The following is a 15,311-nucleotide window of genomic DNA, read 5'->3' as shown; positions in this document are numbered from 1 at the left end:
GCCGTGCACAGCCTGACGCTGAAATCGACCGTCAGTCGCGATTGCGCCGATAGCGCAGCGCTTCTAAACGCTGCACTTTCCGATGATTCCGTCCTTGGGAGGATTGGTTCTCTCGAAGTTCGCCTGGCGCGTGATTCGGATGAGATTGCTGCGGCGCAGGCGATTCGCTTCCGCGTCTTCTACCAGGAGATGGGCGCCATATCCCCTTCTCAGGCACATGAGGAACGGGATGCGGATCGATTCGATGCCCTTTGCGACCACTTGCTGGTGGTCGACACGTCTCTGCCTGGCGCCGAGCACGACCGAATCGTCGGTACTTACCGGCTCCTTCCGCAGGAGCAGGCGCTCGCGGCGGGCGGCTTCTATTCCGAAGACGAGTTTGAGCTTTCAAAACTCATCGCACAGCATCCAGACCGCCGTTTTCTTGAACTGGGGCGCTCCTGTGTTTTGCCGTCGTATCGCTCCAAACGGACCATCGAACTTCTGTGGCAGGGGATCTGGGCCTACTGCCGCCGCAAGGGCATAAACGTAATGACCGGGTGCGCCTCGTTCCATGGCACTGTTCCGGCCGCGCATGCGGAAGCGCTTTCCTTCCTCGCTCATTTCTGCCAGGCGGATGGAATGTGGTCTGTCCGGGCAAAGACCGAACGCTATGTCTCGATGGACATGATGCCGCTCGAAGCGATCGACGCAAAGGCTGCTCTCAGCGCCATGCCCCCGCTGATCAAAGGATATCTGCGGCTTGGAGCGAAGTTCGGCGATGGCTGTGTCATCGACAGGGATTTCCGCACGACGGACGTTTTGGTGGTGTTGCCCGTTGAGGCAATTTCGGAGCGCTATATCGCCTATTATGGCGCTGAAGCCCAGAGATTCGCGGCCTGAGCGGTACTGCTCGTTCGATAAGCGATTCAACCCTGACCGCGCAAATGCGTCGAGCCAGGATGCACGCCGAAGGACCGCGATGGCCACGGCCGCCGTCAGGGAGAAGCGCTCTGGCTTTACGTTTCCCCGGTCCCCGGCTGCGCCATTTTCCGGTGCTGCTCGGCGAGTAGCCCGGCAGGCATCAGGTGTGCCATGGCCGCCTGAATCTTGTTTGAGAAGCCGGCTACGACACCGGCCTCGCCCTTCATCATGGCCTCAAACCCGATGCGCGCGACCTTGGCGGGATTCATCTTTTTCTCCGAGCCGACCTTTGTGTCCGTCATTTCGGCCCGCTCGAAGAACTCGGTATCGGTCGGGCCGGGCATGAGGCAGGTGACGGTGATGTCCGTATCCTTGAGCTCGTTGCGAAGCGCCCAGGAAAAACTGTCTACGAAAGCCTTTGTGGCGTTGTAGACCGCCTGATAGCTGCCCGGCATGAAACCGGCGATCGAACCCGTGAAGAGGATGCGCCCGCGATTCCTGAGCCGCATATCACGGCCTATTCGATGCACCAGAAGAATGGTTCCGGTGATGTTGGTATCGATCACGTGCCTGATCTCGGCCACCTCCTGGTCGAGAAAAGCGTGACCCAAGCCCCTGCCGGCATTGGCGAAGAGCAATTCCACCGGGCGTCCGGAGAGCGCCACGTAAAGCTTTTCCACGCCTTCCGCCGTGGCAAGATCCGCTTCCACCGGCTCCGCATTGACGCCCATAGCGCGGAACTCCTCCGCTGCGCGGGCGATCTCTGGCTCGTCGGCGGCCACCACCATGTCGTAACCTGCCGCCGCGCAACATTTCGCCAGTTCGTAACCAATACCGGTGGATGCGCCGGTAATCACGGCCAGCCCTGCCTTATCAGCCATTTGCGTTCTCCCATCCCGGCTTCAGAACCACCTTGGTCGTCTCATTCTGCTCAAAGGCGAATTTCCGGTAGCCCTCCGGCCCTGCTTCCAAGGACAGGCGGTGGCTGATGAGAAAGGTCGTATCGATCTTGCGCTCACGGATCATATCGAGCAGCGACGACAGGTATTTCTGCACATGTGTTTGCCCGGTTCTGAGCGTAAGGCCCTTCTGCATGAAAGCGCCCACGGGGAACTTGTCGACGAAGCCTCCATAAACGCCGGGGACCGAGACGCGCCCGCCCTTGCGGCAGGCATAAATGGCTTGGCGCAGCACGTGCGGGCGGTCAGTCTCCAATTTCAGCGTCTGCTTAGCGTAATCGTAGAGGTTGTCCGGAGCAAAGCCGTGGCTCTCCATGCCCACCGCATCGATCACGGCATCCGGCCCTATCCCGCCGGTCATGTCCATGAGAGCCTCGTACACCCGGCTGTTCTTATAGTTGATTACCTTTGCGCCGATCCTGCTGGCCAGTTCCAGCCGGTGTGGATAATGATCGATGGCGATAACCTGCGCCGCGCCCATGATAAGCGCGCTTTGAATGGCGAAAAGCCCCACCGGTCCGCAGCCCCAGACGGCAACCGTGTCGCCCTCCTCGATCTCGCAATTTTCCGCCGCCATCCATCCCGTCGGGAGGATATCCGATAGGAACAAGACCTCATCGTCATCGAGATCGTCGGGTACTACGATGGGGCCAATGTCCGAATAGGGCACGCGCACATACTCCGCCTGCCCGCCGGCATAGCCGCCCGTTAAGTGCGAGTAGCCGAACAGGCCGGCCATATGGTGGCCGTAAAGCATTTCCGACATATCGGCCTTCTCGGCGGGATTGGAATTGTCGCAGGCTGAATATTGCTGCTTCTGGCAGAAGAAGCACTTGCCGCAGGCAATCACAAAAGGAACGACGACGCGGTCACCCTTGCTTAGCCGGCTATTGCCCTTTCCTACCTCGACGACCTCGCCCATGAATTCGTGGCCCAGAATATCCCCCGGACGGATCGCGGGGATGACGCCGTCGTAAAGGTGAAGATCCGAGCCGCAGATCGCAGTCGAGGTTATTTTTATGATCGCGTCGCGCGGGTTGACGATCTTTGGATCGTCAACTGTCTCCACGCGAACGTCATGCTTTCCATGCCAGACGAGGGCGCGCATTCGCTACACCCTCAAGTGCTGGGTGCGGCTGAGCCGGAGGCGGCGGTAGCGATCTCGCCCGTTTCCATCAGTTGCTTGAAACGGCGGAGCTCCCGCTTTGCCTGGATCCCAGGCTCCTTCTGGAAGAGTTTCGCCGCCATACGGCCGACAGCGCCGCCAGGAGGATCGTAGGCAATGACCGCCTCAATCTCCGTGCCGCGGCCGCCCGGCGCATCACGGAACGTGACGCGGCCGCTGTTGCGCACTTCGGCGTCCTCGTCCGACTCCCAGGCGATCAGTTCGTTGGGCCGATCCTCCGTGATCCTTGTCTCGAATTCAATCGTGCTGCCGGCCGGCCCTTCCACCACCCATCGCGAGCGTGTCTGGTCGAGCGGCGTCACGGAGACCACATTTTCCATGAAGTTCGGGAAGGTCGTGAAGTCACGCCAGCGGGAATAAACCTCCTCTCGCGGCGCGTTCACCGTAATGCTTCTGCCAACCACGGCCCCCTCGCGCCACCGGCTGCTGGCGCCGCGTCGCCAGGCGTGTCGCGGCGAGTCCTCGGGGCCTGTTGGATAGTTGTTTCTCATCATGCTGCGGGCGGCCATCAGGACGACGGCGCCAGCTGCAGCACCCAGCATTCCGGCTGCTATGGCACGGCCGGTGCCATGATTATGGTGTCTGTGACGCATCGGATGCTCCCTCGAGTGAGGCCAAAGGCAATGCGGCCCAAACCCATGCCCGCTCCGAATGTTCCAGCAGACCGGCTGTCAGCGCCTCCGCGGAAACGACCGGGCGGACAGGGCGCCTCGCGCCAGAACGCCGACAATCATCGCCGCTCCCAATCCCGCCACGGCAGCGGCAATTCTCAACGTGTTTTCCGAAAAAGCGAGGGCCGAGGACGAAGCCTCCTTATCGAAAGATCCGTGCGTGCTGTGCGGTTCGTGCACCGGATGAAACAGGTTGTCCGCGCGACCCCGCGGCAATTGCCGCTGCCGCTGCTGCCCTTCATAGCAAACGCGCGCCAGATATCTGTCGAGAAGCCAGGGCGCGAGGGCGTTGCCCAGAATAACCTGAGCCGTGCTGGAACCGAGCCACACTTCGCGGCGAGGATTGCGGGAGGCATCGAAGATCGCTTCGGCCGCCACTTCCGGCTGGAAGACGGGCGCGACCGGACGGGGCTCGTTGGCGAGATGCGTGCGCGCCCAATCAAATTGCGGTGTGTTGACCGCAGGCAGATGCACCGTGGTGAGCTTGATCCGGCTTCTTTCGTGGATCAGTTCGCAACGCAGCGAGTCCGTGAAGCCTCGAATGGCGTGCTTGGCTCCGCAATAGGCCGATTGCAGGGGAATTCCGCGATAGGAGAGCGCGGAGCCGACTTGCACGATCACACCGCGGTTGCGCCGGCGCATGTGCTGGAGTGCGGCCATGGTTCCATGCACATAGCCCAGATAAGTGGTTTCCGTAACGCGACGGAACTCCTCCGGCCTTATCTCGGAGAGAGGCGAAAAGATCGTGGCCATCGCGTTGTTGATCCAGACATCGATGGGTCCAAGTTCTTCCTCAATGTCACGAGCGGCGGCGAAGACGGCATCGGAATCGGCCAGATCCAGCGGCAGCACCATGGCATGCCCACCTTCAGCTTCCACCTCCGCCTTCGTTTCCTCAAGCGCGGCCTGGTCCCGCGCGATAAGCGCCACAGCCGCGCCCGACCGCGCAAAGCGGTGAGCCACCGCCCGGCCGACCCCGGCGGATGCGCCGGTGATCACCACCACCTCGCGGCGCGCCTCACCGCTTCTTCGCCTCGCCATATCACTCCTCCAGCATCGCCATCAGCGCGGCAGACCCAGCCAGCGCACGCCGTATGGTTCCAAGCTCATGCGCAAATGCCCATCTTCGATCGACGGCATTTCGCCGCCAAAGAGCGTGCCAAGCGAGGTTACGCCAGCCGGCAACTTGACGTCGATCTTCACCGCCTCACCTGCCAGATTGTGGACCATGACCAGAGGAGCCGCCTCCGATTTGTAGTGGTGGGCGAGCACGTGATCGGAGCCGCACTCCAGGAACGCGCAGAAGCCGCTCCCGATCTCGGTGCGCTCCCGGCGCAGGATCGCGAGCTGCTTGACGAAAGAGAGAAGCGAAGCCGGGTCGTTTCGCTGTGTCTCGGCATTGATCCGCTCGAAGGCAAAACGGCCCTTGTCGATGATCGGCTGCACCATTCTTTCCTTGCGGGCCGACGAGAAGCCTGCATTTCGGCTTCCATCCCATTGCATCGGTGAGCGAACGGAATTTCGGCCCTCTTGGGTCAGATCCTCACCCATGCCGATCTCATCGCCATAAACCAAAACGGGCGCCCCGGGCATGGAATAGAGGAGGCTCATTGCCATTTTCAGGCGGCGTACGTCTCCGTCCAGCATAGGGGCAAGCCTGCGCCTCAACCCCCGCCCATAGATTCGCATCTCTTCCTTTGGCGCGAAGATTTTAAGAACGCTCTCCAGTTCCTCCGGCGTCAGTCGTTCCAGGTCCGCCTCGTCGAAATTGCGGAGGAAATTGGCCCATTGGCCGTTTTCAGGGGGAACGGGCAGCATTGCCAGGCCGCGCTGGATCGGCTCTGCCTTCTCCTTTGCCAGCCCGAGGATAAGATAATTGTTGAGGAGGAAGTTGAACATCATGTTCAACCGCGTGCCATCGAAGAACCTCTCAAGCTCGTTGGGGCTCTCGTCCACCTCGCCCAGCATGACAATGTCGGATTTCGAGCCCGTGGCCCGGTGGAACATCTCGCGCAGCATGTCCGGCGCGTTCTCGTCTTCCCCGGATTTTGCCAGCGGGTTTTCCAAGATATGCGATGCGGCATCCACGCGGAAACCAGCAACGCCGAAGCTCAGCCAGTAATCTATGATCCGGCCGATCTCGTCGCGCACGTCCGGGTTTGCATGGTTGAGCCCTGGCTCGAAGTGGTAGAAGCGATGGTGGTAATAGGCGCGCGCGACCTCGTCATAGGTCCAGACAGTCCCTTCCTCGCCTGGAAAAATAGTCCCCTTGCCGGGAGGTGTGGGAGGCGGGTTATGGGTCCAGATATAGAAATCGCGGTAACGCGATTTCTCGTTGTGCCGCGCGGCCTGAAACCAGGGATGCTGGTTCGACGTATGATGTACCACCAGATCGACGACCACGCGGATGCCGTGCTCGCCGGCCCGATGAATGAATTCGAGGAAGTCCTGAAACAGCCCAAAGCGGGAGTCCACGCGTAAGTAGTCGGTGATGCTGTAGCCGTTGTCCTCTCCCGTGGATGGATAGAACGGGAGAAGCCAAATGCAGGTGACACCGAGCTCAGCGATATAGTCCAGCTTAGACGTGAGCCCCTTGAAGTCTCCTACCCCGTCACCATCCGAATCACAGAACCGCTCTACATCCACTGCGTAGACGATGGCATCCTTCCACCAATAGTCTTTCATCGGCCCGGCAATATCCTCGATTGAAAATACTCATGCGAGCAGGCAACGCTTTTGATCGAGGGAGCGTTCCGGCGGCGTACCGAAGGCGAGATCGGGCTGGTCACCGCAGCCTAACTCATCATCTCCGCCAGCACGCCCTCATTGCCTTGCAGGTGGAGCTTTTTCTCGACAATCTCGCCTTCCGCCTTGCCTTCCGTGCTGATCACAATCCGGCATTGCCCGGGTGTTTCCAGCACCGCCGGCTCGGGCCCGAGATTAAGTGCAATCAAATAGCGATCATTCTCCGTCTCCCGGAGGTAAGCGAGCACGCAGCTGTCTGCCTCGACGGAGGCGTAACGGCCAAGGTTCAGCGCATCATTTTCTCGCCGGAATGCAATCAGCCTGCGATAGAGCGACAGCATTGAGTGCGGATCGCTGCGTTCCGCCTCCACATTGAAGCTGTCCTTGTCCGGGGCAAGAGGAAGCCAAGGCGAGCCGGTGCTGAAGCCTGCATTCACCGTATTGTCCCACTGCATAGGCGTGCGTTGGGGATCACGCCCGAAACCGCGTCCGGGAACGCGCAGCTCGAACGGGTCCTGCACGCGCTCAGGCGGAATGGGAGCGTCGTTCATCCCGATCTCGTCGCCATAATAGATGGTTGGCGTGCCGCGCAACGTAAGTAGCATCATGGCGGCAACACGCGCCTGGTCCCGGCCGACACGGGAGGCGATACGCGGCTTATCGTGATTGCTCAAAACCCAGTTCGGCCAGCCGCCCTCCGGCAGAGCGGCCTCGTATTCGACAATCTGCCGCTCGATGTGGCGAGCGTCCCATTGCGCCTCAATAAGGCGGAAATTGAACGGCAGGTGCGCACCGCGAAGATCCCGGCCATAATAGGCGACGAGCCGGGCAATCGGCAGATATATTTCTCCGATAAGCAGCCGGTCGCCCCCGTATTCGTCCAGCACGGCGCGCATTTCGGAGACTACGTCGTGCACCTCCTCCTGATCGCAGGAATAGATCGAAAGCACCGACTTGTGCGGCGGCATGTCTTCGGTCCAGTCGGGGTTCTGCGGATTGTCGCGAAACTCCGCGTCCTTGATGAGATGCCACATGACATCGACGCGAAAACCGTCGACGCCCCGGTCCAGCCAGAAGCGGAGCACGTCGTACATTTCACGGCGCACTTCTGGATTGCGCCAGTTTAGATCGGGCTGCTCTTTCAGGAAGGCATGGTAGTAATATTGGCCGGTTGCGGCATCCAGTTCCCATGCGCTGCCGCCGAATTCGCTTTGCCAGTTGTTTGGCGGTCCCCCGTCCGGCGCCGCATCCCGCCATATGTAGAAATCGCGCCGAGGATTATCGCGGGAGCTGCGCGCCTCCAGAAACCATTGATGACGGTCTGAGGAGTGGTTCGGCACATAGTCGAGCAATATCCGAATTCCACGCCGATGCGCGGCTTCAATGAGCTGGTCGAAATCCGTGAGCGTACCGAAAAGAGGGTCGATCTTGCGATAATCCGCGATGTCATAGCCGAAATCGGCCATTGGCGAGAAGAAGATCGGCGAAATCCAGACGGCATCTATCCCGAGCCAGACGAGGTAGTCCAGGCGATCTATGATGCCGCGGATGTCGCCGATGCCGTCGCCATTGCTGTCCTGAAAGGAGCGCGGATAGATTTGGTAGATGACGCCGCGCCGCCACCATGGCTCTTGCGATGAGTGCACCTCAACGTCAGGGCTTGTGCCTTTCATGAGCTCCTTCCGCGCTGGTCCTGGGTTCCCCATGACGCGGTGAACACACGCAAGTCGCTTATGTTCCGCTGCGCAAATCGGCGAATGGCGAAGGTTGCTGGAGAGCTGCGCTGAGCTGATAAAAAAAAGCACCCGCTGGGGGAGGAGGTCCAGCGGGTGCTTTTGAAGTCGGTCAGCCTAGGGAGGAGGAAAGGCTAACCGCGACCCGACAGGGATTTTTGGGAGGAGGAGCCCCGTCGAGAACTTGCGGTGTAGATAGGGGGCTCCGTCAGCAATTTAAAGAGTTCTTTTGCATAGCAGCCGTGCAATTCTGTCGCAGCGCAGCAAGCACCTGTCCTTGACTGCTTGCGTCGCAGACCATTAACCCTCGTAGAAAGCTGTGGCCGGGAGATGCCTATTCATGGTGACCAATGTAGCGCTTGTTGGGCTCGCGCGTGATCTGGAAGAGCGCGCCAAAGCGGGGAAGCCCATCCGAATCGGCCTGATTGGTACGGGCGAAATGGGTACCGACATTGTGGCGCGCATCTCCCATATGCGGGGGATCGAGGTGGGTGCGATCGCCGAGTTGCGACCGAAGGCCGCGCTTCAGGCAGTCGAAATCGCCTATGGCGAACCGGATCGTGCAAGGACCGTCGACAGCGGTGCAGCGATGGCACGGGCGATCGAGGCGGGGCGCATTGCCGTTACGGACGATGCAAGTCACGTCATCGAAAGCGATCTTATCGATGTCGTCGTGGATGCTACCGGCGTTCCGGCTGTCGGTGCTGAAATCGGCCTTCGCGCGATGGAGCGCGGCAAGCATCTCGTCATGATGAATGTCGAGGCGGACGTTACCATCGGAGCCTATCTCAAGAACGAAGCCGACCGGCTGGGTGTCACCTACTCGCTCGGCGCGGGCGATGAGCCTTCCGCCTGCATGGAACTGATCGAATTCGTTTCTGCGATGGGCCACACCATCGTCGCGGCGGGTAAAGGCAAGAACAACCCGCTAAATATCGATGCCGTTCCGGACGATTATGCCGCCGAAGCCGAGCGGCGGAACATGAATGTTCGCATGCTGGTGGAATTCGTCGATGGCTCCAAAACGATGGTGGAAATGGCGGCGATCGCGAACGCCACGGGTCTCGTTCCCGACAAGCCAGGCATGCACGGGCCGGCCGCCACTCTGGGTGAACTCAACCGGACTCTGATTCCGCAGAAAGATGGTGGGGTGCTCTCGCGCGCCGGCGTTGTGGATTACTCGATTGGAAAGGGGGTCGCGCCGGGCGTCTTCGTCATCGCCGAAATGTCGCATCCGCGCATCCGTGAACGCATGGAAGACCTGAAAATGGGAGAGGGGCCTTATTTTACCTTCCATCGGCCCTACCACCTCACGTCACTGGAGGTGCCGCTCACCTGTGCCCGAGTCGTTCTTTATGGCAAGCCGGACATGGTGCCGCTTCCCAAGCCGGTGGCTGAAGTTTGCGCAGTGGCGAAGAAGGACCTCAACGTTGGCGAGAGGCTCGATGCCATAGGGGAGTACTGTTATCGCGCTTGGATCATGAGGGCCGAGGAAGCCAGGTCGGCCAAAGCCATACCCTGCGGACTCTTGCAAGGCGGCACGGTGTTGAAGCCTGTTCGCAAGGGTGAAATTCTCACCTACGATAACGCCGCGCCACCGCCGGACTCCAAGATCGCCGAGCTGCGGGCTCGACAGGACAGGCTGATCAACAAAACGTGATGTACTGTTCATTTGCAATCAGCAGCGGCAAATTTGAACTATAATGGGAACGAACGGACGACGCTAAAAGTGTCTGTCTTTCCGCTGACTGGCGGCCGAATCAGATGATGCCGCGCCACATTGCCTGACGATTCAAGAGCAAATATGGCGCCACGGTCATCTGTAGCCAGATTTCCCCAGACTTTATTGAAACTTGCGATCACATTGGAAATAGATCAGACTACATACAAATAGTAGTCGGGCAACGTCTTCGGATGCAGCATAATGTGAGAGCAATCGTGCGCGAACGCGTTATTTCAGAGCGCCCGCGTGCGGACCCCGTTATATTGGATGTTATTCCAAAGGATGCGGGACCGAGGGTGACGACCTTTACAGGCGGAGCCGTTCACTCTGTGCGCCCGGCGGGATCGCAAACATTCGTGGCCGAATCGCACTGCGCGGCCGTCATGCTGGCGCCTTTGGCGAATTTTACCTCCGCGTTTGGCAGTGACAGGCTTGTGACCTTCGATGCTCCGGTCGGAATGATCGTCGTCAGTCCGGCACGGGTGGACAGCAAAAGCAGCTGGACCGCGACGAGGGAAAACATTGTGGTCGCCCTGCCGCCGGAAAGCATGGAGCAACTTGCCGGCCACGAGTTCGGCGGCGGCTCCTGGGAATTGCAGCCGTCCCCATTCGGCATCGTGGATCGCAAGGCGCTTCAGCTCGCGCAAATGCTCAAGGCCGAGTTGACATCCGCCGAGCCGCCAAACGAACTTCTCGTCGACTCACTCGTTACGATCTTTGGCGTTCATTTGTTGCGAAACTACTCGTCTCGCGCGAGAACGATTGTCAGGCGCAAGGGAGGGCTTTCCAACGAGGCAGCCAGGCGCGTCCAGGAATATTTGAGGGAAAATTTCGCCCGAAAGCTTTCTGTAAACGAGCTTGCCGCGCTTTGTGGATTGTCTGCCGGCCACTTCATTCAGGCGTTCACGAAAACCTTCGGTGAGCCTCCGCATAAATTTCTGGTGAATATTCGCCTCAATTTTGCAGAAAAACTCCTCATTGAAACCGACATGACGATCGCCGAAGTGGCTTATCTCAGCGGGTTTTCAAGCCAAAGTCACCTCACCTCGGCCATGAGAAAATATAAGCAGGCAACGCCGGCGCTTATCCGCATGCGGTCATGAGCGTTAGTGCCCGGCGCTGTGTCGGGCATCGCCATCTTCATTCGTCCTAGGTTGGCAATCTCACAATGGAGGTTTTCACATGGCGTATGTAGATGGCTTCATCATCCCGCTGCCAAACGACAGGGTCGACGATTACAAGCGGCAGGCTCAACTTGGTGAGCAGGTTTGGCGTGAGCACGGTGCAATCGGATATGTAGAATGTCTCGGCGACGACGTACCATATGGCGAGGTGACGTCATTTCCGCGGGCGGTGCAGGCAAAGGAGGACGAGATTGTCGTTTTCTCCTGGATCATCTACAAGTCGCGCGAGCACCGCGACGAGGTTTTGGCCAAGGTAATGGCTGACCCCCGCATGAATGCCCAAGAGATGCCTTTTGATGGGAAACGACTGATCTTCGGTGGCTTCCAGCCGTTTCTTGGCCTTTGATGATGCCCCCGGCCCTCTTCCCCGGAAAGAAAGACAGCCGGGCGCCTTATCTCAATATGTGGTGGTGACGCGCGTGTCGCCCTCGCGGTCAAGCACCTGCACCACCACTTCGTCTCCGGCTCGCCGCAAGAACATATCCAGCCGGCCCTGGGGAAGCCTTATGCCGCGAAGCGTAACTTCGTCCAAAAACTCCGGCAGCATCGGCTGGTGGAAGAGTAGCGTTCCCGAACTGGGGTCAAAACTCATTCCAAGGCAAGACTGCAGGATCGAGAGCGGCGTTACGGCCGCCCAGGCTTGGGGAGAGCAGGCGACCGGATAAAAGGTCGGGCCGCGGCTTCTCTGGCGAGGAAAGCCGCAGAAAAGTTCCGGCAGCCGCCGCAGGTCGATATAGGTAGAAGCCATGAACAACCCCTCGAAAACACGCACGGCTTCGGCGCGGTAGCCATAGCGGGCGAACCCTGCCGCGATCAGCGCGTTATCGTGCGGCCAGACCGACCCATTGTGGTAACTCATGGGATTGTAACGGGACTCGGTGGTCGCCACCGTGCGTATACCCCATCCTGAGAAGGAGGAGCGGTCCATGAGAGTTGTTACGACCCTTGTTGCGCGGTGGGGATAGGCGATTCCGGTGAAGAGCGTGTGGCCCGCATTCGACGCCCGTACGCGGCAGGGTTTGTTGCTGCCGTCGAGCGCCAGCACATATGTGCCGAGTTCCTCATCGAAAAATGCGCTGTCGAAGCGGGCGCGAAGCTCCTTGGCTTTCGTCTCGAATTCGAGTGAGCGTCGTGGCTGCCCCATGGCCGCGGCTATTTTGGCGGCGGCAGTCCATGCACCATAGACATAGGCTTGGACCTCGCAGACCGTGATCGGCCCAACTGCCAATTTGCCGTCGGCATGGAAAATCGCGTCGAAGCTATCCTTCCAGCCTTGATTGGCGAGGCCTTCCAGCGTACGGCGGCCATATTCCACGAAACCGTCGCCGTCCCGGTCGCCATATTCCTCAATCCAGGAAAGCGCCGCCTCGATATTCGGCCAGAGCGATTTCAAGGTTTCCAGATCTCCGGTGCGATCGAGATAGGCCCCGGCGAGCATCACGAAGAGCGGCGTAGCATCCACGCTGCCGTAATAGCGGCGGAAGGGAACCTCACCCAGTTCCGCCATCTCGCCATAGCGCACCTCGTGGAGAATCTTTCCTGGTTCCGCATCGGCGGCGGGATTTTCCTCGGTTGCCTGATTGGCAGCGAGATGTTTCAAGACGCCGCGGGCGATAGATGGATCAAGCCATAATGTTTGCAGCGCCGTAATGAGCGCGTCGCGCCCGAAGACCGTGCTGAACCACGGAATTCCGGCATAGGGGTAGGGGCCGTCTTCCGTGTCGGTGACCAGCATGTAGAGGTCCGCTACGGCGCGGCGCACCGCTTCGTTGAAGACATCGTTGGAGGTGGCAACGGATGCGGCATTCATGACAGCAGCGCGGTTGGCGCGCCGCGCTTCCAAAAGATTGGAAAAGAAGAGGCGGCGCGGAGTGAACTCCTGCGGTTCTTCATTGCAGAGTATCTCGACAAAAAGCTGACGCGTCTGGCGCGGCATCAGCTTCACCTCAAACACCGCCTGCTCTCCTGTGAGCGTTACAGGCGCGGGGTCGAAGCGTATGATCGTGCGGCGAAGAACACCATCGAGCCCCTTATAGGAAAGGGTGACCCTATCGGCTCCGACCTCGGGGGCATGGGTACGGCCCCGTTTCTTTCGGCGCGCTCCGCGCACTTCGAAAAGATCCGCAAAATCGGCGGCAAAAGCGAGCTCCAAACGCACCGTCCGGCTGCGCTCATCGTAATTGCGCACGCTGATCCGCTCATAACAGGCGGCCTTCCAAAGAAAGCGCGTTCGCCTGATATGGATGAGATCGTGCTGAAGCGTGATGACGCCGTTCTCGTAAAGATCCGGATTGGCAAGATCGAAGGTCAGCAGTGCGTTGTCATCGCGCAACATCGAACTGAGAAGCAGCGGGCGCTCCCCACCGATGGTGAGGAAGAAGTGTGACAGGTAGCGCGTGTCGCGATGAAAAATGCCCTCGGGGCTGCCCGGCCCCGAAAGCGCATCTCCATTGTGATCGAACATGGAGAAGGTATCGTCGTGCTTCTGCGTTCGCGGCCGCCGCTCCTGTAGCGGAGCGGTGGCTGCGATGAAGAATTGTGGTGTGCGTGCCGTCGCGTATTCGTCGGGGTTGGGCGCGAGCGGGTCGATACGGTCGTCCATGTTTGCCTCCCCGAAGCGGGATCAAGCGACCGTCTGGATGCCGACCACTTCGGCCGGGAACGGGACGGTTCGCATCCGGTGATGCAGTAACCTCTCGTATACTTCCAGATAGGCGGCTGCCATGCGCTCGCTGCTGAAGCGCTCCTCGAAACGGCGCCGGACGGTTGCACGATCCAGGGCCAGAGCAAGCGGAACCGCGGCGACGGCCTCATCCATGGAATGGACGATAAATCCGGAGATGCCATTGTCCAATACTTCCGGCACCGAACCACAAGGGAAGGCAATCACCGGAGTGCCGCACGCCATAGCTTCAATCATAACGAGCCCGAAGGGTTCCGGCCAGTCTATGGGAAAGAGAAGGGCAGATGCGTTGCCAAGAAACTCGGCCTTTCCACGCTCGTTCACCTCACCAATATATTCCACATTGGGGTGGTGGTCGATCATGGGTTTGATGACAGTGAGCCAGTAGTCCTGATCGGCCTTGTCGATCTTGGCTGCAATCTTAAGGCGCATGCCCGCGCGCGCGGCGATTTCAATGGCGCGGTCGGGTCTTTTTTCCGGTGAAATGCGTCCAAGGAATGCCAGATATCGGTCCTCGGGTTTCGGGCGGAACGGGAGCAGATCCAAAGGAAGACCGTGCTGTACCGTGGCAACCCAATTCGCCATCGGCAACGGATCGCGTTGGCTGTTGGAGATCGAGACGACAGGGATCTCCGGAAATGTCTGATAAAATGGCATCAGATCAGGCAGGTCGAGGCGGCCATGGAGTGTCGTTATGGTACGGTGAGCGATCGGGCGGATCAGCGGAAAATGCAGAAGGTCGATGTGGAAATGCAAAACGTCGAATTCATCCGCACGCCGACGCACCTCTTCCAGAAGGATGAGATGGTGCGGGATCGGGTCGCGCACGTCTGGATTGAGGCGCAAGGCACGATCCGAACAGGCGACCAGTTCTGCCGAAGTGAGCGAGTCGCCTGAAGCGAACAGGGTCACCTCATGGCCGCGGCGGACAAGTTCTTCCGTGAGAAAGGAGACGATTCGCTCCGTGCCACCGTAAAAGCGGGGGGGCACGCTTTCGGCCAGCGGAGCAATTTGTGCAATTTTCATCAGCAACACCTCCTCAAAGGTTGAGCAAGCATCACGTTGGAAGTGAAAAAACGGAGACACTCGCCAGAGCAAGTTGTCGTTGGTGATTTAGGTAAGGCTTTGCCGGTTGAAAGGGCAGCGTGAACAAATTTCCTGACGGCTATATGCGGTTCGTCACTGCCGCCCAGCTTCTGCCGTAAGGCACTCTTTGAAGAAGAAAACCCTCCATGGAGGCTGGAAAGCAGCCGCATCATCGTCTCGCCAACGCTTAATCTCATCCGCCTGCCTCCGCAGGATGTAGCCGCAGAAATTGAGTGTCATTCATCAGGTATGCAGGCCCGCGCGGGCCTGCCCAGAATCTGTTTATCACAGTACAGTCCTGGCGGCCGCGATTACCGTCGCCAGAGAAACTTGAATACGTGCAAAAGTTAGGATAACGCTTTGGTTGCCGATAGTTTATGGTATATAGGCAATCCTCACTCAGAGCCATGCCGGCGTGGGCCGATGGTGTTAAGCGAT

12 protein-coding genes are annotated in these 15,311 nt (G+C 59.4%); 4 read left to right on the top strand and 8 right to left on the bottom strand.

Features of this window, described 5'->3' with window-relative positions; translation table 11 throughout:
• The first annotated feature begins 3 nt into the window (after nucleotides 1–3).
• Nucleotides 4–882, top strand: a complete 879-nt coding sequence (gene olsB / locus GNP00_RS15330) for a l-ornithine N(alpha)-acyltransferase (RefSeq protein ID WP_011582990.1) — start codon at nucleotides 4–6, stop codon at nucleotides 880–882.
• A gap of 116 nt (nucleotides 883–998) precedes the next feature.
• Here olsB and GNP00_RS15325 read toward each other — a convergent pair whose 3' ends face one another.
• The 6 genes from GNP00_RS15325 to GNP00_RS15300 form a co-directional block, all read right to left on the bottom strand.
• Nucleotides 999–1,784 (bottom strand): SDR family NAD(P)-dependent oxidoreductase, encoded by a 786-nt coding sequence (locus GNP00_RS15325; RefSeq protein ID WP_011582991.1) that lies wholly within the window; start codon nucleotides 1,782–1,784, stop codon nucleotides 999–1,001.
• On the bottom strand, nucleotides 1,777–2,970 hold the full coding sequence (locus GNP00_RS15320) for a zinc-dependent alcohol dehydrogenase (protein WP_011582992.1): 1,194 nt from the start codon (nucleotides 2,968–2,970) through the stop codon (nucleotides 1,777–1,779). The genes GNP00_RS15325 and GNP00_RS15320 overlap by 8 nt, the downstream gene beginning before the upstream one ends.
• A gap of 11 nt (nucleotides 2,971–2,981) precedes the next feature.
• Complete coding sequence (locus tag GNP00_RS15315) at nucleotides 2,982–3,641, bottom strand: SRPBCC family protein (RefSeq protein WP_011582993.1); 660 nt, start codon at nucleotides 3,639–3,641, stop codon at nucleotides 2,982–2,984.
• 78 nt (nucleotides 3,642–3,719) lie between these two features.
• Nucleotides 3,720–4,760 carry an SDR family oxidoreductase gene (locus GNP00_RS15310; protein WP_011582994.1) on the bottom strand — a complete coding sequence of 347 codons (1,041 nt, stop codon included), beginning with the start codon at nucleotides 4,758–4,760 and terminating at the stop codon, nucleotides 3,720–3,722.
• 21 nt (nucleotides 4,761–4,781) lie between these two features.
• Complete coding sequence (locus tag GNP00_RS15305) at nucleotides 4,782–6,404, bottom strand: alpha-amylase family protein (protein WP_011582995.1); 1,623 nt, start codon at nucleotides 6,402–6,404, stop codon at nucleotides 4,782–4,784.
• Nucleotides 6,405–6,514: 110 nt separating this feature from the next.
• Complete coding sequence (locus tag GNP00_RS15300) at nucleotides 6,515–8,137, bottom strand: alpha-amylase family glycosyl hydrolase (protein ID WP_166016147.1); 1,623 nt, start codon at nucleotides 8,135–8,137, stop codon at nucleotides 6,515–6,517.
• A gap of 400 nt (nucleotides 8,138–8,537) precedes the next feature.
• On the opposite strand from GNP00_RS15300, the gene GNP00_RS15295 reads away from it, so the two are divergent.
• The 3 genes from GNP00_RS15295 (at nucleotide 8,538) to GNP00_RS15285 (ending at nucleotide 11,450) form a co-directional block, all read left to right on the top strand.
• Complete coding sequence (locus GNP00_RS15295; protein WP_011582997.1) at nucleotides 8,538–9,857, top strand: NAD(P)H-dependent oxidoreductase; 1,320 nt, start codon at nucleotides 8,538–8,540, stop codon at nucleotides 9,855–9,857.
• A gap of 359 nt (nucleotides 9,858–10,216) precedes the next feature.
• Nucleotides 10,217–11,023 (top strand): helix-turn-helix domain-containing protein, encoded by an 807-nt coding sequence (locus GNP00_RS15290; RefSeq protein WP_343037188.1) that lies wholly within the window; start codon nucleotides 10,217–10,219, stop codon nucleotides 11,021–11,023.
• Between the two features lie 79 nt (nucleotides 11,024–11,102).
• Nucleotides 11,103–11,450 carry a DUF1428 domain-containing protein gene (locus GNP00_RS15285; protein ID WP_011582999.1) on the top strand — a complete coding sequence of 116 codons (348 nt, stop codon included), beginning with the start codon at nucleotides 11,103–11,105 and terminating at the stop codon, nucleotides 11,448–11,450.
• A gap of 51 nt (nucleotides 11,451–11,501) precedes the next feature.
• Here the strand turns inward: GNP00_RS15285 and GNP00_RS15280 are convergent, their stop codons facing one another.
• Complete coding sequence (locus tag GNP00_RS15280; protein ID WP_011583000.1) at nucleotides 11,502–13,706, bottom strand: amylo-alpha-1,6-glucosidase; 2,205 nt, start codon at nucleotides 13,704–13,706, stop codon at nucleotides 11,502–11,504.
• Nucleotides 13,707–13,727: 21 nt separating this feature from the next.
• Complete coding sequence (locus tag GNP00_RS15275; protein WP_011583001.1) at nucleotides 13,728–14,813, bottom strand: glycosyltransferase family 4 protein; 1,086 nt, start codon at nucleotides 14,811–14,813, stop codon at nucleotides 13,728–13,730.
• Between the last annotated feature and the right edge of the window lie 498 nt (nucleotides 14,814–15,311).

The sequence above is a fragment of the Chelativorans multitrophicus genome (genome assembly GCF_011317445.1).
Classification (GTDB): Bacteria; Pseudomonadota; Alphaproteobacteria; order Rhizobiales; family Rhizobiaceae; genus Chelativorans; species Chelativorans multitrophicus.
This window is presented reverse-complemented; position numbering and strand designations above follow the sequence as displayed.